The 22463-nt window shown below is 53.8% G+C and carries 23 protein-coding genes; 10 read left to right on the plus strand and 13 right to left on the minus strand.

Going from position 1 to position 22463, the window contains the following annotated elements; translation table 11 throughout:
* Window positions 1–455: 455 nt before the first annotated feature.
* From AWR27_RS08265 to AWR27_RS08280, 4 genes are all read right to left on the minus strand, one after another.
* Window positions 456–1610, minus strand: coding sequence for an acetyltransferase domain-containing protein (locus AWR27_RS08265; protein WP_077130740.1), 1155 nt, complete (start codon window positions 1608–1610; stop codon window positions 456–458).
* Complete coding sequence (locus AWR27_RS08270; protein ID WP_157579177.1) at window positions 1607–2506, minus strand: 3-keto-disaccharide hydrolase; 900 nt, start codon at window positions 2504–2506, stop codon at window positions 1607–1609. Before AWR27_RS08270 ends, AWR27_RS08265 begins: the two co-directional genes overlap by 4 nt.
* A 33-nt stretch (window positions 2507–2539) precedes the next feature.
* Entirely contained in the window at window positions 2540–3499 is a 960-nt protein-coding gene (locus AWR27_RS08275; RefSeq protein WP_077130741.1) for a Kelch repeat-containing protein, read from the minus strand.
* Between the two features lie 77 nt (window positions 3500–3576).
* Window positions 3577–4041, minus strand: a complete 465-nt coding sequence (locus tag AWR27_RS08280) for an Lrp/AsnC family transcriptional regulator (protein WP_077130742.1) — start codon at window positions 4039–4041, stop codon at window positions 3577–3579.
* 172 nt (window positions 4042–4213) lie between these two features.
* Between AWR27_RS08280 and ald the strand changes: the two genes are divergently transcribed.
* The gene (gene ald, locus AWR27_RS08285) at window positions 4214–5347 is read left to right on the plus strand and encodes an alanine dehydrogenase (protein ID WP_077130743.1); all 1134 of its coding nucleotides are present in this window, start codon (window positions 4214–4216) and stop codon (window positions 5345–5347) included.
* Between the two features lie 128 nt (window positions 5348–5475).
* Here ald and AWR27_RS08290 read toward each other — a convergent pair whose 3' ends face one another.
* The 6 genes from AWR27_RS08290 to AWR27_RS08315 all read right to left on the minus strand — a co-directional run bounded on the left by AWR27_RS08290 (window position 5476) and on the right by AWR27_RS08315 (window position 10460).
* A complete protein-coding gene (locus tag AWR27_RS08290) occupies window positions 5476–5763 on the minus strand; it encodes a hypothetical protein (protein WP_077130744.1) in 288 nt (95 codons plus the stop codon).
* A 13-nt stretch (window positions 5764–5776) separates the two neighbouring features.
* The gene (locus AWR27_RS08295; protein ID WP_077130745.1) at window positions 5777–6793 is read right to left on the minus strand and encodes a hypothetical protein; all 1017 of its coding nucleotides are present in this window, start codon (window positions 6791–6793) and stop codon (window positions 5777–5779) included.
* A gap of 49 nt (window positions 6794–6842) precedes the next feature.
* Window positions 6843–7640 (minus strand): DUF3298 and DUF4163 domain-containing protein, encoded by a 798-nt coding sequence (locus AWR27_RS08300; protein ID WP_077130746.1) that lies wholly within the window; start codon window positions 7638–7640, stop codon window positions 6843–6845.
* Window positions 7641–7733: 93 nt separating this feature from the next.
* Window positions 7734–8462, minus strand: a complete 729-nt coding sequence (locus AWR27_RS08305) for a LytR/AlgR family response regulator transcription factor (protein WP_077130747.1) — start codon at window positions 8460–8462, stop codon at window positions 7734–7736.
* A gap of 67 nt (window positions 8463–8529) precedes the next feature.
* Window positions 8530–9615 (minus strand): sensor histidine kinase, encoded by a 1086-nt coding sequence (locus AWR27_RS08310; protein ID WP_077133878.1) that lies wholly within the window; start codon window positions 9613–9615, stop codon window positions 8530–8532.
* 200 nt (window positions 9616–9815) lie between these two features.
* A complete protein-coding gene (locus AWR27_RS08315) occupies window positions 9816–10460 on the minus strand; it encodes a histidine phosphatase family protein (protein ID WP_077130748.1) in 645 nt (214 codons plus the stop codon).
* A gap of 69 nt (window positions 10461–10529) precedes the next feature.
* Between AWR27_RS08315 and AWR27_RS08320 the strand changes: the two genes are divergently transcribed.
* The 8 genes from AWR27_RS08320 to AWR27_RS08355 all read left to right on the plus strand — a co-directional run bounded on the left by AWR27_RS08320 (window position 10530) and on the right by AWR27_RS08355 (window position 18865).
* Window positions 10530–10946, plus strand: coding sequence for a hotdog fold thioesterase (locus AWR27_RS08320; protein ID WP_077130749.1), 417 nt, complete (start codon window positions 10530–10532; stop codon window positions 10944–10946).
* A 27-nt stretch (window positions 10947–10973) separates the two neighbouring features.
* Window positions 10974–11987, plus strand: coding sequence for a hypothetical protein (locus tag AWR27_RS08325; RefSeq protein ID WP_077130750.1), 1014 nt, complete (start codon window positions 10974–10976; stop codon window positions 11985–11987).
* 134 nt (window positions 11988–12121) lie between these two features.
* A complete protein-coding gene (locus AWR27_RS08330) occupies window positions 12122–14389 on the plus strand; it encodes an NADP-dependent malic enzyme (RefSeq protein ID WP_077130751.1) in 2268 nt (755 codons plus the stop codon).
* A gap of 104 nt (window positions 14390–14493) precedes the next feature.
* Window positions 14494–15468, plus strand: coding sequence for a tryptophan--tRNA ligase (trpS, locus tag AWR27_RS08335; RefSeq protein WP_077130752.1), 975 nt, complete (start codon window positions 14494–14496; stop codon window positions 15466–15468).
* 72 nt (window positions 15469–15540) lie between these two features.
* The gene (locus AWR27_RS08340) at window positions 15541–16455 is read left to right on the plus strand and encodes a sugar phosphate isomerase/epimerase family protein (RefSeq protein WP_077130753.1); all 915 of its coding nucleotides are present in this window, start codon (window positions 15541–15543) and stop codon (window positions 16453–16455) included.
* Window positions 16456–16549: 94 nt separating this feature from the next.
* Window positions 16550–16981: a hypothetical protein gene (locus AWR27_RS08345; protein WP_083732791.1), complete on the plus strand. Its 432-nt coding sequence runs from the start codon at window positions 16550–16552 to the stop codon at window positions 16979–16981.
* Between the two features lie 30 nt (window positions 16982–17011).
* On the plus strand, window positions 17012–17578 hold the full coding sequence (locus tag AWR27_RS08350) for a phosphatase PAP2 family protein (RefSeq protein ID WP_077130754.1): 567 nt from the start codon (window positions 17012–17014) through the stop codon (window positions 17576–17578).
* A 57-nt stretch (window positions 17579–17635) separates the two neighbouring features.
* A complete protein-coding gene (locus AWR27_RS08355) occupies window positions 17636–18865 on the plus strand; it encodes a glycosyltransferase family 2 protein (RefSeq protein WP_232326010.1) in 1230 nt (409 codons plus the stop codon).
* Here the strand turns inward: AWR27_RS08355 and AWR27_RS08360 are convergent.
* The 3 genes from AWR27_RS08360 to AWR27_RS08370 are packed head-to-tail and all read right to left on the minus strand — an operon-like array spanning window position 18789 to window position 21365.
* The gene (locus AWR27_RS08360; protein WP_077130755.1) at window positions 18789–19397 is read right to left on the minus strand and encodes a class I SAM-dependent DNA methyltransferase; all 609 of its coding nucleotides are present in this window, start codon (window positions 19395–19397) and stop codon (window positions 18789–18791) included. The two genes, AWR27_RS08355 and AWR27_RS08360, sit on opposite strands and share 77 nt — an antisense overlap.
* Before the next feature lie 47 nt (window positions 19398–19444).
* Window positions 19445–20206 (minus strand): PIG-L deacetylase family protein, encoded by a 762-nt coding sequence (locus tag AWR27_RS08365; RefSeq protein WP_077130756.1) that lies wholly within the window; start codon window positions 20204–20206, stop codon window positions 19445–19447.
* Entirely contained in the window at window positions 20190–21365 is a 1176-nt protein-coding gene (locus AWR27_RS08370) for an acyl-CoA dehydrogenase family protein (RefSeq protein WP_083732792.1), read from the minus strand. The genes AWR27_RS08365 and AWR27_RS08370 overlap by 17 nt, the downstream gene beginning before the upstream one ends.
* Window positions 21366–21504: 139 nt before the next feature.
* Here AWR27_RS08370 and AWR27_RS08375 point away from each other — a divergent pair, with 139 nt between their 5' ends.
* Window positions 21505–22446 (plus strand): ribose-phosphate pyrophosphokinase, encoded by a 942-nt coding sequence (locus AWR27_RS08375; RefSeq protein WP_077133882.1) that lies wholly within the window; start codon window positions 21505–21507, stop codon window positions 22444–22446.
* Window positions 22447–22463 lie beyond the last annotated feature (17 nt).

Here is a 22463-nt window from a genome sequence, read left to right on the forward strand (position 1 = left end):
ACGTACTGATTGGTAGCTGCGCCCACACCTCGGAACAGAGCGACGAGATTATCAGAAAAAGCAGGGTAATAGATAGACGTTGAGTCATACGTAGAATAAGATAAAAAGTTGAACAGTTTCAAAAATACGTACACTTACTGTTTTACCCAACCACGTTTATCAATTAAATGTAATAATTGATTTTTCGGTAGCTACCTGAATGAATAAGTGTGTCTGCCATCTACACGGAGCAATAGAAAGCCTTGCCATAGTGGTGTCTTGGCTTAATCAGTGAAAACAGGAAAAGGTGAATGATTTTTCTGACAGAAATAATAATTATATTTCAATTACCTAATAATCAACACTTTACACTCTAACTATTACTCCAATATCTCGGCCAGCACGGTTTCAAAACCCACCAGCACAGTCTCGCACGACAGCGTTTCGGTAAATGCTCTGGTTTCGACGGATAACCTTCACACATACCGCAGCCAGCCAATTTCGGGGTGGGCGGCTTTGTAGCGGCCATACCAGCGGCAGAGCGGATACAGAGCCAGCACTAACCCCGCCCAGACCAGATACACCCCGCCCAGCGAAATACCCGCACCCGACGGTCGACCAAAGTTGAGCGGGCCGCTGGGGATGTCGGCCCCGGTGTAGCCTTGTAAAAAAACCATTGCCAGCATGAGCAGATGCACAGCGTACCAGTGCAGAATGTAATAAAACATTGGCACTTTCCCATACACTATCAACCACTGCGTCAACGCGTTACGGCTCCGCTCTGCCGCTGCCAGCACCAGTAATGCAAGCCCCAGCATCAGCAGCGTGTACAGCAGCGAAGGCGGATATTTACTTACGTTCAGGAGAGACAGCATGGTAAACACCGTGTCTGTCTGAACGGCCCAGCGTTTCGGATCGCCGTAACTGTTCTGTAGCCGGAGCATAGCAAACAGAGCCAGGAAAATCCCGCCCAAATACCATAAGACTTTTTGGCGCGTTTCGGAATCCTGATAAAAAACAGGGCCAAGCGCATAGCCCAACAGCATAATTCCCAGCCAGGGAATCAGCGGATAACTAACGACCACCGTCAGGGCCGGGCTAACCGCAAAGAGGTTTACGCCAAAGAGTAACGACCAGCCGAAACGCGCCACCGGGTCGGTAAACGGGGCCGGAGGCAATAGGCCATGCCCGGCCACGATGATAACGCCGAGTATAGCCACCCACCAGACGGGCAGTTTCGATATGACCGACAACAGTACCAGCCCGCCCCCAATGGCAAAAATGACCTGCAATAGAATGGTACGAAACTGAATATCGAACCAGAATGCAAAGTTGATGACGGTCAATTCCAGCAGAATAAGCACCAGCCCCCTTTTCAGCAGAAACCACCGGGTTGTTTTGCCATTTCGTTTCTGCAACGACAGGTAAGCCGACGTTCCCGATAAAAACACGAACGTGGGGGCGCAGAGGTGCGTAATCCAGCGCGTCAGAAACAGGGCGGGCGTGGTAGTGGCAAGGTCGGTAGGGTCCTGCGTCATAGCGGGCGTATGCAGCAGGTCGCGCACGTGGTCGAGGGCCATAACGACCATTACTAAGCTACGCGTGACGTCGATACTCTGGATGCGGTTCATTTTTTATACCAGCATTGCGTAGTATCTGACTTTACGTAGTACGACTTGTAATTCAACGCTTTAGGGTCGGTACAGCCTTTCAGATTCAGGATTTCGACGCGCCGGAAATCAATCGGGTGGCTCTCGGCCTGAAGCGCGATGTAGCCTTCGCCCAGTGGCGTATTCTGGCGGCTCATCCAGTAATCGGCGTTATCGACACCGGCCTGTTTCCAGCCATAAATGGCACTCACAAAGCCCCCGCCCACTTCGGGCCGCTGATAGGTCAGCACCGTATCGCCCTCCACGACGTGATGCACCACCGAGTCGCCCAGAACGATGGCTTCGGCAGTTACCCATTGGTCGCCGTCGTAGGTTTTTGAGTCGGAGTCGATGCAGTGATTCGAGTTTAGTTTGCCATCCATAAAGACCTGCGTACCGGGGGTGCAGAGATTACCCGTGTGCCGTGCTCCCTTGCCCAGTCCGCCCAGCAACTGCACCTCCAGCGACACCGGAAAATCCTGCTTCATCGATAAACTCTGCGCCGACTGCGAATGCACCATCACGCCACTATTTCGCACGTTCCAGGGTGCCCCGCCTTTAGTTTGATCGCCCACGAAACGATAGGTGAACCGGACGATGTAGTGCGAAAAGGGTTTGTTGTAATACAGATGCCCGTATTTACCATCAAACTTGTCGTACTCGTCATACCGAATCCGCAGGATACCGTTTTCGACCCGGAACGTGTTTTTGTAGTTGTCGTTGAGCGGTTGTCCGGCAATTTTAATGTCCCAGCCCGTCAGGTCTTTACCATTGAAAAGCGGCTCCCACTCGCGCTTGTCGGGTTGCGCCATTACTGACAACGTGGCCCAGAAGCAGCAGGTTAGTGTAAACAGGATTTTAAAACAATCCGTGTTCATCAGTCGCATCCGTATCATCCGTGTTCCAATTTATTATTTCAGCACTTCCACCGTGTTCAGTTCCGGCCCGCCCCCATGATTAGCCGATCCGGCCACGATATAGATTTTGCGGTCATAAACTACCGCCTGTGTACCGTGTCGGCCCTGTTGCAGCGTAGGACCGGCGGTCCAGCGGTTGGTCGCAGGGTCGAAGATTTCGGCTTCGTTATGGGCTTTGAGTTGCACCGTCTCGCCCCCAATGACGTAGGCTTTGCCGTTCAGCGTTACGGCTGTAGCCCCGGCACGTTGCGTGGGTATGTTCGACGTTGCGGGCAGCGTTTCCCACCGGCCTGTTTTGAAATCATAGACATCTACTTCGGCAATAGTGGTTTCGAGCACCTTACCGATACGGGCCGTGGAGTTACGACCACCAGCCAGAACAAGTTTATCGCCAACAAGGGTCGCGCTGATGTGGTCGCGGGTGCGGGGCGCGTCGGGCAGGCGTTTCCACGCATTGGTTTTGGGGTCATATTCATCGAACCACGCTACATGTCCATCGTAATGTCCGTCGATAATGCCGCAGACCATGTAGATTTTGTTCTGCCGGACCACCACGCCCGCCGACCCACGCAGCCGCTCGGTCGGAATCGTCGGTCCTGTGCGCCACTTTCCCTGACGCGGGCTATACATGTGGATGTTTGGCAGGGCTGTTTCGTGCGGGTACTTACCCTGAAACGCGCCCATCACATAAATCTCGCCGTTATACGTAACCGCCTGAAAGTGATTCATTTCGACGGGGGGCGAGGGCAGACGTTGCCAGACCAGCGTCTTCAGGTTCAGGGCTTCGAGCGGCTTCATACCCCGCCCACCAATGGCGTAAAGGCTATCGCCGACCAGCGCGGCTGCGTTCTCGTGCCGAACGTCGCAGGTATTCTGCGTCTGTACGGGCTGCCACGTTTGGGCCTGGGCGATAGTGGTTAGTAGGATAAAAAGAGGAAGGATCGTGCGTTTCATAGGTAGTTAGTAACGTATCAGCCTATACGCTCATAAGCCAGAATCGGCGCAATCTACTTTTTCAATAAGGCCATTTCTCACTCCACCGGCACAACCGTCGTATTTTTTATCTCGGCCATGACAAAGAAACTGCTGATATGCAGCGCACTCGGAATAACCGATAGCCGCTCCTGATAAAAGCGGTTGTAGGTTTCCATGTCGCGGCTTACAATCTTGAGCAGGTAGTCGAACGTGCCGGATACCCGGTTGCATTCGAGTACTTCGGGCAGTTCGCGGATGGCCGCATCGAAGTCGGCAAACGAATCGCGGGTTTGTTTGTCGAGCGTCACCTGGCAATATACCGTAAGCAGATTGCCCAGCTTTTTCCTGTCGATAATTGTTACGTATCGTTCGATAATCCCTTCGCGTTCGAGTCGTTTGATGCGCTCATGCACGGGCGTTTTCGAGAGGTTGATCCGCTGCCCGATTTCCTGAATGGTTAGTTGTGCATCCTCCTGCAATAGCCGCAGAATCTGCCGGTCGGTTTTGTCTAAAATCTCCATCAGAACGTTTTACGGAAACGGTGTCTAATCAGGGGCCGTTTACAGACTAATTTTCTGTAAATTATAGATAATGCGTACTATTTTCCTAAATAAACGACAGCTAATAGAAAACACATACGGCAAATTTACCTTTGCACTATTGTTCATAAAACCCTAAGCATCCCGAAACGTCATGGTTATTGGTGTTCCGAAAGAAATTAAAAATAACGAAAACCGCGTAGCCCTCACCCCGGCAGGCGTTACCGAACTGCGTAAATACGGCCACACGGTTTACGTGCAGGTCAACGCGGGTGAAGACAGTGGTTTTGACGATGAAGAATACATTGCCGCCGGTGCTATCATGCTCCCCACCATCGAAGACGTCTACGGCATTGCCGAGATGATTATGAAGGTGAAGGAGCCAATCGCGCCTGAATACGATCTGATCAAGGAAAATCAACTGCTGTTTACGTATTTCCACTTTGCCTCGTCGGAAGAACTGACGCGGGCCATGCTGGCGAAAGGAGCCGTTTGTTTGGCTTACGAAACCGTAGAACGGCCCGACCGTAGTTTGCCGCTGCTGGTGCCGATGTCGGAAGTGGCTGGCCGCATGGCAATTCAGGAAGGTGCTAAATACCTCGAAAAACCGCTGAAAGGCCGGGGTATTCTGCTGGGTGGCGTACCGGGCGTAAAACCCGCCAATGTGCTGGTCCTGGGCGGGGGCATTGTCGGTACGCAGGCCGCTAAGATGGCCGCCGGGCTGGGCGCACACGTCACGATTATGGACGTTAGCCTGCCGCGTCTGCGCTATCTGTCGGATATTATGCCGCCGAACGTGCAGACCATGATGTCGAACGAATATAACATCCGCGAGATGATTCGGGTATGCGACCTGATTGTCGGTGCTGTACTGATTCCGGGTGCTAAAGCTCCGCACCTCATCACCCGCGAGATGCTCAAGCTGATGCGTCCCGGTACGGTGCTGGTCGACGTGGCTGTAGATCAGGGTGGCTGCATCGAAACCTGCCGACCCACTACCCACGAAAATCCAACGTATATTATCGACGGCATTGTGCATTACTGCGTGGCTAACATGCCGGGTGCAGTACCCTACACCAGCACGGTAGCCCTGACGAACGCAACCCTGCCCTACGCGCTGCAATTAGCTAACAAAGGCTGGCAACAAGCCTGCCGCGACAATAACGACCTGAAACTGGGCCTGAATGTAGTTGATGGTAAAGTGGTCTACAAAGGCGTTGCCGACGCATTCGGTCTGCCGCTGACGTCAGTAGAAGAGATTCTGCGTGAAGAAGAAGTAGACGCTTAATCGACGCTCCGGCCAAAGCATAACCCGCGTTGGTGGTGCGCGAAACATTTCATAACGACACATCGTTATACGTTCATTACACTTTATAAACAAACGCAGACCGCTCTCCCTGAGGGCGGTCTTTTTCTTTACAGGTTTTGCGTCACCAGCATCTGCCACTCCTCGTCCAGCGATTCGTTGAAGAAGGACGTACCGGCCCGACGATACCAGTAAGCAGCGTTGAAGCGGTCGCCTTCTTTGCGGTGCAGGTACGCGTGCAGCCGGTCGTAGCGGGGTTCGCCTTCGCGGTGCTGGGCAATGTTGTGGGCGGCTTCCCATTGCCCGTTGGCATCATACCACAATGCCTGCAACACCGGATGAACGTCCGTTGGCGGCTGCGGTTGGGTGAGCGTTTGGGTAAATTCGGTAAACGTCATACTGAGCGAAAAATTACACCGGCAACCGCTCGCGGAGTTGCAGATAGCGCGGGTCGCGGTCGAGGCCGGTCAGGGATTCAAACATGCTGATGAAGGTGCGTACCAGTTCGGGGTCGGCGGTGAGCATGGCGCGGGCGTCCTGAATGCGATTCATGTTGTATTGTCCCACGAAGATAATCAGGGCTTTAAACGGTTCGTGATGTTCCAGATCTACCCGAATAAATGCCTGAAACGGCAGGGTGGTCAGCTCATGACAGGGCGGTACGCCCAGTTCACGCTGTTCTTTGTGGTTGGTGTAATAGGCAAATGCATCCTGAATCTGGCGGATGGTCGTTTGGTGCAGCCCCAGATGCTCCTGCCAGTGCGTTTCGGGCAGCGGTTCATTGTGCAGCGTTTGCCAGATTGGCAGCACGTAATGCTGATACAGACTGTTGGTATGCCCGACTTCACCCGCCGTTTCGTCGTCGCTGAGGGTGGCAATATAAAACTCGCGGGTATCGCGCACCCGTTCGAGCAGCAGTTCGTGCAATCGGTCGGCCAGCCGGTCGAGTTCGGGCGACGAGTGGTGCAGGCCGGGGTTATAGTGTGCCGGGAATTTGCCGATGGCTGCCGTGTCGGAAATAATGTACAGGCATTCGCTGTTGGTGCCCTGTTCGAGAAACTGCTGAATTTCGGTCAGAATCTGGTGATAGCCCCGGTAGAGTTCGCGCGTTGAGTCGGAGATGGTTGCTACGGCCATCTGAATCCGCTGATCGATTTCGTAATTGCTGCGGGCTACGCGGTGTGTTTCCTGCGCGATGTTTTCGATTTGCCTAATGGCTTCGTCCGTTTTGCGCGAGGCATCGTCGGCGGCTTTCCAGCTTTGAAACGCCACAAAGAACGCCAGAAACGACGCTACGCTGCCAATGATGGAGTAATGACCGTTCAGAGCCTCGAAAAACAGTAACCCAAACGTAATCAGGGCACCGAACAACAAAAAGTAGAAAATGCCGCTCTGTGCCGGGTCGAACAGAAATGATTTGCGATTCATAAGACGGTGTCGGTTCTCGCACAAATCTGCGAAAATCTGCGCGAAAAAATCACAATACGCCTTCGCGTAGAATGCCGTTCAGTTGCTCATACGGCACAACTACTTCAATGGGGCCAACTGCATACGCGGCAATTTCATACGGATTGTAGTAGAAGATCATTCCCTGCCTGCTCAGCCCTATGTTGGCGGGCAGAAAAAACTGACCATCGCGCAGAAAGTAGCCGCGCTCTTCCAGGCTGATTGGCGATGGCACCTGCTGTTGTTTCCGAAATGCCTGTTCTACCACGTTGAGCAGAACCGTTGTATCAGAAATCATGTCTGTCAGGTCCAGCGTTTGGCCGGTTCGGCGGTCGAAGGTGTAAAATGATAGATTTGAGTTAGGATGCGCTCCGCCCGTATAGGCATAGGTTTCACATTTGGCCGTTAGCACCCGCTCATTCGAATAGGCTGTATCGACGCTTGTTTTTAACTCCCAGCAACCCTCCAGACCACCCATTTCGCGAGCCATATCGCGGTAGCTGTCGGCAAACAGCAACGTGGCTTTGGCAAGGTCGGCGCGGGCATCGGGCTGACTGGCAACCAGCGCACTATCGAGCCAGCCAACAACACTGTTCACCACCAACTGGCGCAAACTATCGTTGATAAGCCTGGTTCCCTGCGACTTATCGCGCAGCAGAAAATAATCCACCGCCACGTCGACACCCTGATTTGTGGTTGTATCGCAGCGATTGGAGTCGGCTAAAGCATACTGTTGTCGTTCAAGCACCGGCGGCCCTGACGGGGTTTCGCGGCAGGCACTCAGAAAACCAGCAAAAGCAATTGATAACGTTGCGAAAATATACTTCATGAAGTCGTTGTACGCCGGAACGCGCTTGCAAAGTGTCGGCAAACAAAGCTGGCTTTGACCAGCTTAGACCGGCAGCAACCGCGTTTGTTTACGCTACAAACTTAGTAAATCTTTGAACCGAATAGCCTGCCGCCGACTGATTTCAATTTTATCTCCCCCGCGCAGCGTCACCAGCAGACCACCACTAAACCAGGGTTCAATTTTTTCAATCCATTGCAGATTGATAATGTGTTTGCGGTTAGCCCGGAAAAACGTAGTCGGGTTAAGTCGGTCTTCGAGGGCATTCAATGATTTGAGAACCAGCGGCTTCTGATCGTCAAAATACAGCCGCACATAATTGCCCATCGACTCGAACAGCCGCACCTTGCCCAATTTCACGAACCAGCACTTTTCGCCGTCTTTCACAAACACCTGATCGTTTTCGCCGAGCAGCTTTGTTCCCTGCGCCGGGGTGGTGGCTTCGGGTGCGTGTTGTTCTTCTTCTACCCGGTGAATAGCCTCCGACAACCGGGCCAGTTCAACGGGTTTGAGCAGATAGTCGAGCGCGTTGAACTCAAACGCTTTGATGGCGTATTCGTCGTAGGCAGTCGTGAAGATTACCTCCGGCGTTTTGCCCTCGATGGACTGTAGCAATTCGAATCCATTTTTGCCCGGCATCTGAATGTCGAGGAACAGCAGTTCAGGTTCGAGTTCATCGATCATCGGCAAAGCCTCATCGGCATTGGCGGCTTCGCCTACTACCTGAATTTTTGGGAAATTTTCCAGCAGCCGGCGCAGTTCATTTCGGGCCAGCCGCTCGTCGTCAATGATAAGAGTTTTCATATTTAGTGATGAGTGATGAGTGATAAACGATGAGTGATGAGTGAGCTTACGCTGGTCAACTCATCACTCATCGTTTATCACTCATCACTTTTAAGTTTCGTCTAAAAAGTCCTTCCGATTGGGCAGGAATGATAATGTCGGCGCGAACAACGGGCGTATCGCTGCTGTCGTCTTCCTGAACGATCTGAAAGTGGGCATCGGGACCATAGAGGAGTTCGAGTCGCTGAGACGTATTTTCCAGCCCAAACCCGCCCGATGCTGTTTTGTTGCCCAGTACACCCGTGTTCCGAATGGTGATATGCAATCGGTCGGCTTCGATAGCTGAGGTAACAACGATAAAGCCGCCCCTAACTGCTTTGGAAACACCATGCTTGATGGCGTTTTCGACCAGCGTTTGCAGCATCATGGGCGGCACCTGCCAGAACAGCGTTCGCCCATCAAGTTCGATGTGCGAGGTAAGCCGGTCTTCATAACGTACCTTTTCGAGGGCTAAATAATCTTCGACTGTCTTGATTTCTTCACGCAGTTCAACGGTTTTGCGCCGGTCGGCCAGCAGCGAATTACGAAGCAGATTCGAGAGTTGGGTAATGCTGTGTTGTGCTTTGTCAGGGTTTTCATAGACCAACGCCCGGATGCTGTTGAGGGCGTTGAACACAAAATGCGGATTCAACTGCGACCGCAGCACTTTGGCTTCGGTTTCGCGAATACTGGTTTTGAGCAGTATTTTCTCGATTTCAGCATTGCGTGTCTGTTCAACGTAGTGGTACACCGTATAGCTCAGCACCCACGCCAGCATCGCCTTACCCCAGCTTAAAATATAACCAATAACGGGCCACGGTTCGGCAATGAACTTATCGGGAATGATTTGCCAGTCGAAGGGCATGTTCACCACTGTCATAATAACGGCCAGCACGAATACCGAAAACAAGACGCGGGGTGCCAGTTGAATAAACGGCAAACGCACCCAGTTCCAGCGTCGAATCATAAGCCGATACAGGTGCGTGAGCGTGATACCCAGAAAAATATTGGCGATGGCTAAATAGAGTGCGTCGGGGTCGAAGCCGTCTTCCAGCACATAGGCCAGATACTCCACCAGAATCAGGAGCGTCCAGCCGAAGAACTGGCAAATCCAATAAATTTTCTGCTTCGCAATCCCCATAATAGTATCCGCTCACTACCGGATAATTCGCGAAAATACAGTTTTCGGCAAGTTATACGCAGCAGGCAGTGAGCAGTGGCAGAATATGGGGACTATCGGCAGATATCAGTGGTGACAGTTATCAGTGAGCAGCCAACAACCAACAGTTGCTGTGTCTCCAATGTAACCGAACGGAACTGTTGGTTGTTGGCTGCTCACTGATAACTGTTCACGGCCAGTGTCAGCAAATGTGCCGTATCGTTCGCCAGTTCGATGGTAAACGTTTGGGTGGCGTAATCGTACTGTAGTTTATACAGGCACAGGTTGCTGTGTTCAAAATGATCCATTTCGGCCAGCGGACGGTTAGTGAGCCAGCAAAGCAGAATGCGCATTGCCCGGCCATGCATAGTAATCAGGATGGGCGTTTCGTCGGGGTGCGAGAGGATAACGTTAAAAGCTGTTTTTTGCCGGGCCGCTACCTGCTCCGGGCTTTCTCCGCTATCGGTAGGCAGGGCCGTATTACCCGACGACCACGCTTCGATGAGGGCGCGGTAATATTCATTATCGAGGTTGCCCGGTACTTTGCCTTCCATCACGCCCCAACTGATTTCGTTAAGGCCGGTCAGTTTTTCATAGGGAATACCCAGTTCAATGAATGGCAGCGCGGTTTGGTAGGTGCGCTTCAGGCCGGAGATATACACTTTACTAAATGGAACGTGTTGGTAGGCGTCGAAAAACGCCTGCGCCTGCGCACGTCCCATGTCGTTGAGGTCAGAATCAACGCCACTGCCCTGCACCACGCCCCGGCGGTTGTAGTCGGTTTCGCCGTGGCGAATGAGGTAAATAGTTTTTTGTATCAAGCGAGGTTGGTTGCCTATTGGCATTTTTTACCCAATTTGGCCGCGAAATTACACAAAAACCCTGTCAATATGAAAGCAGGAATCGACCTGAATAACTTAGGCTTTACGCACAATCAATCCATTGTAGGGCATCTGGGCATCGAGTTCATCGAAGCGGGTGAAGGCTACCTGATAGCCCGAATGCCGGTCGACCACCGCACGCATCAGCCGTTTGGCATTCTGCACGGGGGCGCGTCGGTGGTGCTGGCCGAATCGCTGGGCAGCGTAGCCTCGTTCCTGATGCTGCCCGACCCCACTACGCAGCGGGCCGTTGGGCTGGAAATCAACGCCAACCACATTCGGTCGGTGCGCGAGGGCTGGGTCTATGGCCGCTGTACGCCTATCCACGTTGGCCGCAGCACCCACGTCTGGGACATCCGCATCACCGACGAGCAGAACCGTCCCGTCTGCGTCAGCCGACTCACGATTGCGGTGGTGAACGCGTAAGCAGGTTAATAACACTGAGACCAGAAAATGACCAGCGAACCCTTTATTGCAGCTTTGAAATACCAATTTCTGTGGTGGTTCGGAATCGGATTAGTAGCACTAAGCACATTGCTCATTCCTTTTCTAATCGCCACAGACAATACACCCAACCTCGACCTGCTGCTTACAAGTTATTCCATCGCTGGTTTTTTCTGGATTGGGCTGCTATACGAATCCGGCAAGCGAACAACGGCTGTTACGCTGCATCCAGAAGGTTTTGCAGTAAAAAAAGCAGGTCGCTCAGCCCGGCATTTTCTCTACTCGGCGATACAAAGCCATAACGAACGGCCAAACTACAACCGCCAGGGAAGTTTCAGCGAGTTAACTATTTACCTGCCTGGCTATTGGTTCGCTGTTCGGTCGAATGAGTTCACCGACTATGAGTACCTGAAATCAGTGTTAACACAGTATGGGCAAGCAATGATCTATCGGCCCGCGCTGACACTACCGGAACGCAACTGGCTGAGAGTCGCCATCGTTGCACTGGTGGGGCTGATTCTTGCCAACATGGCATTTGGCTATCTGGCTCACGATGAAGCGAATCCCAACCCGGCCCGGCTCAAAACCCTCCCGGTTGTGGTCGCAGAGGTCAAAGCGCAATACGTCAAAAGCAGGTTCAAAGGCGTGAGCATTTGTTCGCCCGACTGTTCCGGGATTACGTTCTACGTAGCCCGCCGTCATTACGAAGCCGCCATCGACACCTTGCCAGAAACCATTGTTGCGGGTATGCTTATTGAGTTGTTGATTCGGGAAAGCGACTACCGCAAGAAAATAGCGAAGACCCAGCCACTGACCTTTGGCGATAAATACACGGGTGATTTTGACGAGGTCAACGTCTTTGGTGTGCGGCAGGGCAGTTGGGTTCGGGTCAGAAGTAGCCAGCCCGTCTACGAACCTACGCATACGAAACCCCATCAGCGGGCGATGCTGCTCAGTTTTCTACTCCTGCTATGCTGGACCGGCTGGGTACAGATTGACCGGTACGTCGTGCTGCGAATTTAACAAACTCAGATTTACGTCCGTCTCTCTACGCGCCGGGTTCACTCTTTTCGAATTGCGGCACATATCGGCTTCTTCCGTACCTTCGCAGTCCCGAAACCGGCTTATCGAAGCCTACTCGTCAACACGCGGAACCTATGCAGCAGAAAATACGGCGCGAAGATGCCCTCGACTACCACGCCAAAGGAAGGCCCGGCAAGCTCGAAGTCGTGCCAACCAAAGAGTATAACACCCAGCGCGACCTCTCGCTGGCCTATTCGCCGGGCGTGGCCGAACCCTGCCTCGCCATCGAAGCCAACCCCGACGACGCCTATATCTACACCGCCAAAGGCAATCTGGTAGCCGTAATCTCCAACGGCACCGCTGTGCTGGGCTTGGGCGACATTGGCGCAGCCGCCAGCAAACCCGTCATGGAGGGTAAGGGGCTACTATTCAAGATTTACGCCGACATCGACGTGTTCGACATTGAACTGAATACCAAAGACGTCGATGAATTTGTGCGGACGGTTACGATTCTCGAACCTACGTTCGGGGGCGTCAACCTCGAAGACATCAAAGCACCCGAATGTTTCGAAATCGAAGAACGGCTGCGTCGCGACATGAACATTCCGGTCATGCACGACGATCAGCACGGCACGGCCATTGTGAGCGGGGCGGCTCTGCTCAATGCGCTCGAACTGGTTGATAAACAGATTGAAACAGCGAAGTTCGTGTTTCTGGGAGCCGGGGCTGCGGCCATTTCGTGTGCCCGGCAGTACGTGGCCCTCGGTGCCAAAACCGAAAACATTGTGATGTTCGACGTGAACGGCCCGCTCCGCACCGACCGCACCGACCTTAACGACATTACCCGACCGTTTGCCACTAATCGCGACATCCGCACAGTGGCCGAAGCGTTCGTCGATGCCGACGTGTTTGTGGGTTTGTCGAAAGGCAACATCGTCACGCAGGACATGATTCGGTCGATGGCCCGCGACGCGGTTGTGTTTGCCATGGCGAACCCCACGCCCGAAATCAGCTACGACGATGCCCGTGCCGCCCGGCCTGATATTATCATGGCAACGGGCCGCTCCGACTACCCCAATCAGGTCAACAATGTGCTGGGCTTTCCGTACATTTTCCGGGGTGCGCTCGACGTGCGGGCCACGGAGATCAACGAAGCCATGAAATTAGCCGCTACCTACGCACTGGCCGACCTCGCCAAAAAATCCGTTCCCGACATTGTGAATCTGGCCTATGGGCAGGATAATCTGATGTTTGGGCGCAATTATATTTTGCCCAAACCTGTTGATCCGCGACTGCTGGCAACGGTAGCCCCGGCAGTGGCGAAAGCCGCGATGGAGTCGGGTATGGCGCGGTTGCCGATTACCGACTGGGAAGCCTACGAAACGCAGCTTGCCCGGCGGCTCGGCCACGACAACCAGATTTCGCGGGTGATTCTGAACAAAGCCAAAACCAATCCGAAGCGGGTGGTTTTTGCCGATGCCGAAAATCTGAAAGTGCTGAAAGCGGCTCAGCAGGTGCGCGACGAGGGCATTGCCTTCCCGATTTTGCTTGGCGAAGTGGCTAAAGTACAGCAGATTATTCTCGACAGCGGGCTTGATCTGGGCCAGATTCCAATTATCGACCCCCGTTCGCCCGAACAAAATGATCTCATCGACCGCTTTACGGCCCTGTATTTCGACAAACGCAAACGCAAGGGCGTGAACGCGACCGAGGCCCGGAAGCTGATGTATTACCGCAACTACTTCGGAGCGATGATGGTGGAGACAGGCGAGGCCGACGCGCTGATTTCGGGTCTGACCCGCTCCTACCCCGATACCATCCGGCCCGCGTTGCAGGTGATTGGCAAGGAGCCGGGCGTGCAGAAAGTGGCGGGTATGTACATTCTGCTCACTAAACGCGGGCCGCTGTTTTTCTCCGACACAACGGTGAACTTCAACCCCACCGCCGAAGAAATTGTGGAGATTACCGAGATGACAGCCCGCGCCGTGGAGCGGTTCAACATCAAGCCGCGCATCGCCCTCGTAACGTATTCCAACTTTGGCAGCGCGAAGGGCGACGACGCCGAGAAGATGAACCGGGCGGTCGAGACGTTACAGCGAAAACATCCCGATTTAATCGTAGATGGCGAAATTCAGGCGCACTTAGCCTTCAATACCGAACTGCTGCAACAGAATCACCCGTTCAGCAAACTCGTGGGCGAGGGAGCCAACACGCTGATTTTCCCGAACTTATCGGCAGCCAACATCGCCTACAACCTCATGAGCGAAACCGCCGGGTTCGACACCATCGGCCCGATTTTGCTCGGCATTCGTAAACCCGTTTATGTACTTCAACTCGGCTCTTCCGAACGCGAAATCGTCAATATGGTGGCGATTGCCGTGGTCGAAGCGCAAGGTAAATAAATTTTAGTGATGAGTGATGAACGATAAGTGATGAGTAGCTGACGCAACAAGCACTTATCACTTATCACTTATCACTCATCACTCATCACTCATCGTTCGTCACTATGAGAATCTTAACTGGTATTCAATCGAGCGGGCGACCGCATCTGGGAAATATTCTGGGGGCCATTAAGCCCGCCGTTGATTTGTCGCTGCAACCCGGCAACGACTCGTTTCTGTTCATTGCCGACCTGCATTCGCTTACGAGCCTGCGCGACGGCACCACCCGGCGCGAATACGTCCGGGCCATTGCCGCTACCTGGCTGGCGTTTGGGCTTGATACTAACCGGAGTACCTTCTGGCGGCAGTCGCGGGTGCAGGAGCATACTGAACTGTACTGGTATCTGAACTGCTTCACGCCCAAGCCAATGCTTGAAAATGCTACGTCGTTTAAAGACAAGTCGGAGAAGGGGCTGGAAGCCAACGCGGGGCTGTTTACCTACCCGGTGTTGCAGGCGGCTGATATTCTGCTGTACGACGCTGAAGTCATCCCGGTTGGCAAAGACCAGCGGCAGCATATCGAAATGACCCGCGACATTGCCGGGACACTCAACCGGGCCGTGGGCGAGGCCATTCTGGTACTGCCCGAGCCGCGTATCGACGAACGGCTGATGGTGATTCCCGGCATCGACGGGCAGAAAATGAGCAAGTCGTACAACAATTACATCGACATCTTCCTGCCTGAAAACGAGTTATGGAAGGTGGTTAAGAAAATAAAATCGGATTCGACCCCGCTCGAAGAACCGAAGAATCCCGACACGGATATTACGTTCCAGTTGTTTTCGCTGCTGGGGTCGGATGAGCAGATTCAGGAGCAGCGCAGTTTGTACGAAGCGGGCGGCTACGGCTACGGACAGGCCAAAAAAGCGTTGTACGAGCTGATTATTCAGAAATATGCTACCGAGCGCGAGCGGTTCAACTATTACATGCACGAAAACCCCGACGCGCTGGAAACCGAACTCCAGGCGGGCGAAGAAAAAGCCCGCGCCGTGGCCCGCCAAACCATTCGTCGGGTGCGCGAAAAATTAGGCTTTAGCTGATTACCAACACCGTTAGTAGATCAGAGCCAACGGTGAACTTTAAACCCTTAACCTCGAACAACGCAATACGCTATGCTTTCTCTCGGCTTTGTATCGGCCATTCTCGCCGATTATGACCTGAACTCAGTGCTGAAATTCGCGTCGGAACACCGTTTCAAATGCGTTGAACTGATGTGCTGGCCCGCCGATAACGCCGATGCCCGCCGGTATGCAGGTGTCACGCACATCGACGTCGACAATCTGAACGTCAGGCAGATACGCGATCTGGCGCGGCAGCACGGCGTTCAAATTTCGGGCTTAGGCTACTATCCCAACCCGCTCGACCCCGACCCGGAGAAGGCTGAGTTTTACCGCGAACACATCAAGAAAATAATCCGGGCGGCTGCCAAACTTAACGTGCCGGTGGTAAACACATTTATTGGCCGCAATCCGTCGCTCAGTATGGCCGACAACCTGAAACTGTTTGCCGACCACTGGCCGGGCATTGTAAAAGCGGCCGAAGAAAATAACGTAAAAATCGGCATCGAAAACTGCCCGATGTGGTTTACAGACGACGAATGGCCGGGTGGTAAAAATCTGGCTACTACGCCCGCTGTCTGGGATCGCATGTTTGAGATTATCCCGTCGCGGGCGTTGGGGCTGAACTACGACCCCAGCCACCTGATCTGGCAGATGATGGACGAAGTTCGGCCCATTTACGATTACCGCGACCGCCTGCACCACATTCACCTCAAAGACGTAAAACTGTATCGCGACAAGCTAAACCGGGTGGGCATCATGGCGAACCCGCTCGAATACCATTCGCCCAAGTTGCCCGGCCTCGGCGACGTGCGCTGGCGTGATTTCTTCGCGGCCCTGACCGACGTGCGCTACCGGGGGCCAGTCTGTATTGAAGTAGAAGACAAAGCCTACGAAGGCAGTTTCGCCGACGTGCAAACCGCCATCCTAACCGCCCGAAACTACCTAAGCCAGTTTTTAGTGCTATGATGGTCAAGGGCAATCTTCCTATCTTTACCGCAGATGAATACGAATACCGACACGCGACGTATAGCACAAGATTGAACGAAATCGTTGGTTAACTATGAATAAATTCACCGTTTTTCTGGTCATCGTTTGCCTCTGTTCAACCGTTACGCTGGCGCAACGCTCTGCTCCTGTCGCTATCGTTGATTTTGTCAAAATCCTTAACGGACGGCAGCAGGAGGCTATTTTTTACTACGAAAACAACTGGAAAGTTTATCGGGAAGTCGCGCTGGAGAAAGGGTATATCAAAGGATATAAACTAATGAGAACAGCATCTGATTCTACAGCCAACTTCGACTTGATGCTAATTACAGAATATACTGACAGTTTACAGTACAATTTGAGCGAAGAACGATTTCAACAGATCATCAAAGACAGAAGTCCCAATGGCTCAAAGCTGCTGAATGATTATAAACCGGGTGATTTTCGGAAGAATCTGTTTTTCAAGAAGAGCCGAATCCTATTGGAAGGTGGCTTGAACCGAAAATAAACGCACCGCTTCCTATTATCTGTGCGCCCCATGCGCGAAACGCTGAACTATCTCGATACGCAACTTTTCCTCTGGCTCAACGGCCAACACGCCCCCTGGCTCGACGGGCCGATGGTATTTGCCACCGAGCGCAATAGCTGGTTTCCGTTCTACGCCGTGCTGATTGGCTGGCTGGCCGTGCGTTACCGCAAACAGGCCTTCGGTATGATTCTCGCCCTCGTTGCCGCCGTTGCCATCAGCGACCAAACGGCGTCGGCTCTACTAAAACCCCTCACCCATCGGCTGCGACCCTGTCACGAACCGGCTCTGCAACAACTGATTCATCCGGTACTGGAATGTGGCGGCTTATACGGTTTTGCATCCTCACACGCGGCCAATACGTTTGCGCTGGCAACGGGCGTGTGGCTGCTGGTCGGGCGGCAGTACCCGGCTGTTAAATGGCTGTATCTGTGGGCGTTCTGGGTATCGTATAGCCGCCTGTACGTGGGCGCACACTACCCGCTCGACCTGCTGGCGGGCGCGGGCATAGGCACATTGGCGGCTGCGGGCTGCGTGGCCCTGTACCGACGCTGGCAGATGCGTAACCTTATCGTATAGCCCTAACAATACCTATAAACACAGGTTCATTATGTATAGGCAGCGAACAATAATGTTATGCTGACCATGCACCTGATGACCATCAACGTTACTGAAAATCAAAGTTTTACGCCTGCAAAACGCTATCTATTTCCTGTTCCGCCCAATACCCGGCTTCATACCACCGTAATTGTTCCGGTTCGGAATGAAGCGCACCACCTCGCTCAAACGCTCGATGCACTCCGGCAGCAGGCGAACCCCGATGGTTTATTACTACATCCAGCTTGTTTCGAAGTCTTGCTATTAGCCAATAATTGTACCGACGACTCCTATGAAATCGCGGTTCGCTACCAGCAACGTTTTCCCGATTTCCGGCTGCATGTGGCTCAGATTCAGTTGCCGCCCCAGCACGCCAACATCGGTACGGTTCGGCGTATGCTTATGGATGAAGCTCATCGGCGGCTTACCAATCTTGGCAAACGCAACGGCATTATTGCGTCTACCGATGGCGATACGGTAGTCGATAAACTGTGGCTGCATCATATCGTGCGCGAAATTTCGGCGGGCAGCGATGCCGTTGGCGGTCGCATCCTGACCCAACCCGATAAAAGCCACGTTCGGCTGTTTCACCTGCGCGACGTTACGTACCGCACCCTGATAGCCCGCGCTGAAAGTCTGTTCGACCCTTGCCCACACGATCCCTGGCCGCGTCATTTTCAGCACTTTGGAGCCAGTATTGCCGTTACCTGCCAGACGTATGAGCGCGTAGGCGGTTTGCCCGTAAAGCCGTTTCTGGAAGACGAAGCCTTCTACCGTGCTTTGATTCGGATGGATGCTAAAGTTCGACAGAGTCCGCACGTAAAAGTGTTTACGTCAACCCGGATACAGGGCCGTGTGGCGGTGGGGTTCTCGGAGCAACTGCGCTGCTGGTCCGACATGAGCCGGGTCGGGCAGTGTCAACTGGCCGAACCTGCCGACGCCGTTTTGGCACGGCTGAACGCCCGGCGTCAACTGCGCTTGTGCTGGTCGGCTCAAACCGTTTCGTTGAACGACATAGAACCTATAGCCCAAACCTTGCACATCGACCCGCTTTGGTTAGCCAGTGAAATCAGCAAATACCGTTACTTCGGGGAACTTTGGGAAAACATAGAGGAAAAAATGACGAGCGGTTTGTGGAGCCAACGCTGGCAGCCCGTGCCGATTGTTGACGCCATTCGGGAATTGAGAAAACTTATCCGTCAGTCCGTACCTGCGAATGAACCGTTCGCGATACAAGATCCAGCCGATAACTATCTGTGCGCTGGTTGAGCAGGTGCGTAAGCGGTTGACCTTCGCCCGTTGCAGCCATAAACAGGTCGTGAACCTGGTCGCCGGTGAGCGGGTAATCGGGTACGAACGGTGTCCAGTGTACGAGTAGCAGATGCCCGCCATCAGCAAGGTGATCGATAAGAAGTTGCCGCGCCCGCGTCAGGTCGTCCAGCGACAGGTAATAACCGACTTCCGACAAAACAATCAGGTCGAACATCTGATCCGGGAAATCAGTCGGAAAGCTGTGTTGCGCTACCGTTACGTGGGCATACGGCGCAAGCCGCTGGCGAGCCGTTTGAAGCGGCAGTTCGCTGGCATCGACCGACAGCAGCCGTTCGCACCGATGGGCGAACATTTCGCTTAGTACACCAATCGAGCAGCCAATTTCGTAGGCGTTCTGATACCGCTCACTGGGCAGGGCGGCTATGGTAGCCTCGTACTTAGCGCGTTCGTAAGGGCTGGTTTCAAACGACCACGGATCGGTATTGGCCCGGTACACGTCGTCGAAATAGGTAGTTGGCAATGTTTTCATAACGTTGGTTTTTCTTCTCAGGGCGGGTTTCCACCCGCGTTACGTCTTCATAACGTTGGCTTTTCTTCCAGAAACAGTTCCCTCGGTGCCTTGAAATGCGTCAGTAATTCGGGCGACAAATAAAACCCGGCGGGGTCGTCGTCAATCAGGCGCGTCACTTGCGAGCGATGCGCGGCAATGGCCCGATCACGCTGCTCCAGCACCCGGTCGATGGGTACGCGCCAGACAATCATCTCGTCGGGGCGGGGCATATCGGTTTCGCTGCCTAATTCCCAAAGCCAGATCAGGTATTCAAACACGCGGGGTCGGGCGCGGTGGTGCTCCAGGGCGGTCCGCAACAACTGCCACGATGCGCGGTGGTCGGGGTGCGGGTCGCGACGCCACGGAGCGAAAATAGTGGCGGGGCGTAACGTTCGCAGCAGGTTCGCAACAAACGCAGCGGCACTGGGAAAGTCGGGATTATCGGGCAAGGGTACGCTTCTGTCTTTCAGGCGCATGAACGTGGCATTTTCGGGCGGCACGTTCAGAACACGCAGCGCATCGAGGGCTTCGGCTTCGCGCAGGTCACGCAGACGCTCGGCAGGATAGCCGGGCGAATTGGGGTGCGACATTGTACCGTCGCTCACGAACAGCACATGTACGGGTATGTTGCGTTCGCGAAGCCGGGCAATGGTCCCCCCACAGCCCAGCGATTCATCGTCGGGGTGCGGAGCAATAACCAGCACGGAGTCCATTTTCTCGAGATCGCCGGTGGGCATAGCACGGGCACGCTGGTCTAATACGGTGGATTTGTCAATGCCAGATGTCATGGATATGTGTTGGGTCAGTGGAAACAAAACGGCCAATATCGGCGACGGTGGCGTCGGGTGCCGGTTGGCGGAGGTAGAACGTCAGGTCGCGGTGAATCCGTTCAAACGGCAGCGGTCGCATTAGTCCCCTTGCCCCCACACACCGCTCGGCCAGCGGCATCACGCGCAGGCAAATGTCCTCGATGGCCGTCCGGGTCATGTTGGCATAGGCCACAATCCGATCAGCTTGCTCCCCCTGCGCCAGCCACTGGTCTATTTTCTGTCCGGCAGTATAAATCCACTGATTGCCAGACTCAACCAACCATGCCATTTCGGCCAAACGTGCCCGTTGCATCATATCGTCGGTTCGGTTCATCGACCTCAGTAACAAGCGCGTATTCTCAAGCAGTGCTTCTGCCCCACCCAACTGCACAGCCGCGAATCGGACGGCTCCGCCACTAAAAAACGGTTGCCGATAATAATCGTCAGGCTTTCCCAATAGGTCATCTTCGGTTAGTTCAACACCCGTGAAATCGAGTTTATAACTGACCGACGCCCGCATACCGAGCGGTTGCCAGAAACGGTTGTCCTGCGGAATTAGGTTGACGCGCTCTGTGGGAATGATGCACATTTGCCACCCCGACGCGCCTTCGCCCATTAACTGCCCCGTTATGAGGGGTCGGTGAATCCAGCCCGCGCCGGAGCAGAACGTTTTGCATCCTTCAAGCCGGTAACGCCCATTGCCGAGCGGGTGAATACGCACACCATCGTCGGCCTGCGTATTCCAGACGCTGAACAAACGGCGGTGTTGGCTAACGTCGTCGTGCCAATGTCGTTTTTGCGTCGATGTTCCGTATAAATCAATGAGACTGAGCGCGTTGATATGTCCTTCGTATACCCGCCCCACCGCCAGATTGCCCGTGCCGATGCGTTTCAGGAGTTGGAGAAGTTTACCGGTCTGACCCGGCTGCTTACCGATTGGCTGTCCGGGCAACGTTACGGCCAGCAAGCCCGCGTCGGCCAGCCAGCCGAATGCCTCGACGGGGAATGTGTCTTCGCGGTCGGTGTCTGGAGCAGATTCGGCCAACTGACAAACCAGCACGTCGATGCGCTTCCCAAACGAGTCACTTGTTTCGGCAGTGGGGGTATGAACGGGTGCGGTAAACGTTGAGATTGTCATAAGCAAAGAAGGTGCAGAGCAACTACTTTGTTTGGCTGAAGGGCCTACCTATTTACCTTTCTGATTGAATGGTTTTTGAGGACAACGAAACATTCATACCGTTTTTTCCGTACCTTTGCGGGAAATTTTTGCAGTACCAATGGCATCATTCAATCCGGTCAAGATTTTTTCGGGCAGTCAATCCACCTACTTAGCCGAGAAAATCGCGCATTACTACGGCAAAGACCTTGGCGGCTATACCTGCCGTCGGTTCAGTGACGGTGAAATGTCGCCCAGTTTTGAAGAGTCGGTGCGGGGCTGCGACGTGTTTCTGATTCAATCGACCCCGCCCCCAGGCGACAACCTGATGGAGTTGCTCCTGATGGTCGACGCAGCCCGGCGGGCTTCGGCACACTACGTAACGGTGGTGATTCCGTATTTCGGTTATGCCCGGCAAGACCGCAAAGACCGCCCCCGCGTGGCAATTGCGGCCAAATTAATGGCAAACATGCTGGCCGCGTCGGGTGCCGACCGGCTGATGACGATTGACTTACACGCCGGGCAAATTCAGGGTTTCTTCGACTTTCCGGTCGATCACCTGGAAGGTACGTCAGTGTTTGTGCCGTACATTAAAAGTCTGAACCTTGATAATCTGGTGATTGCCTCGCCCGATGTGGGGGGTGCCAACCGTGCCCGCGTGTTTGCGAAGCATTTCAATGCCGATATTGTGCTGTGCGATAAACACCGCAAACGGGCCAACGAAATTGCGTCGATGCAGGTCATCGGCGACGTAGAAGGGGCTAACGTGGTGCTGGTCGATGACCTCATCGACACTGGCGGCACAATGGCAAAAGCTGCTCAGATTATCCTCGAAAAAGGAGCCAAGTCGGTGCGGGCCGTTTGTACGCACCCGGTGATGTCGGGCAATGCACACGACAATATCGCCAACTCGGTGCTGGAAGAACTGGTTGTGTCAGATTCGCTGCCGCTACGCCAGTCCAACGCCAAAATTCAAGTGCTGTCGGTGGCTGAGTTATTTGCCAAAGCCATTGGCCGCATCCGTGACCATGAATCTATTAGTTCACTTTTTATTCGATATTGATTGAATGAGTGAATGAT

The organism is Spirosoma montaniterrae (genome assembly GCF_001988955.1).
Taxonomy (GTDB): domain Bacteria; phylum Bacteroidota; class Bacteroidia; order Cytophagales; family Spirosomataceae; genus Spirosoma; species Spirosoma montaniterrae.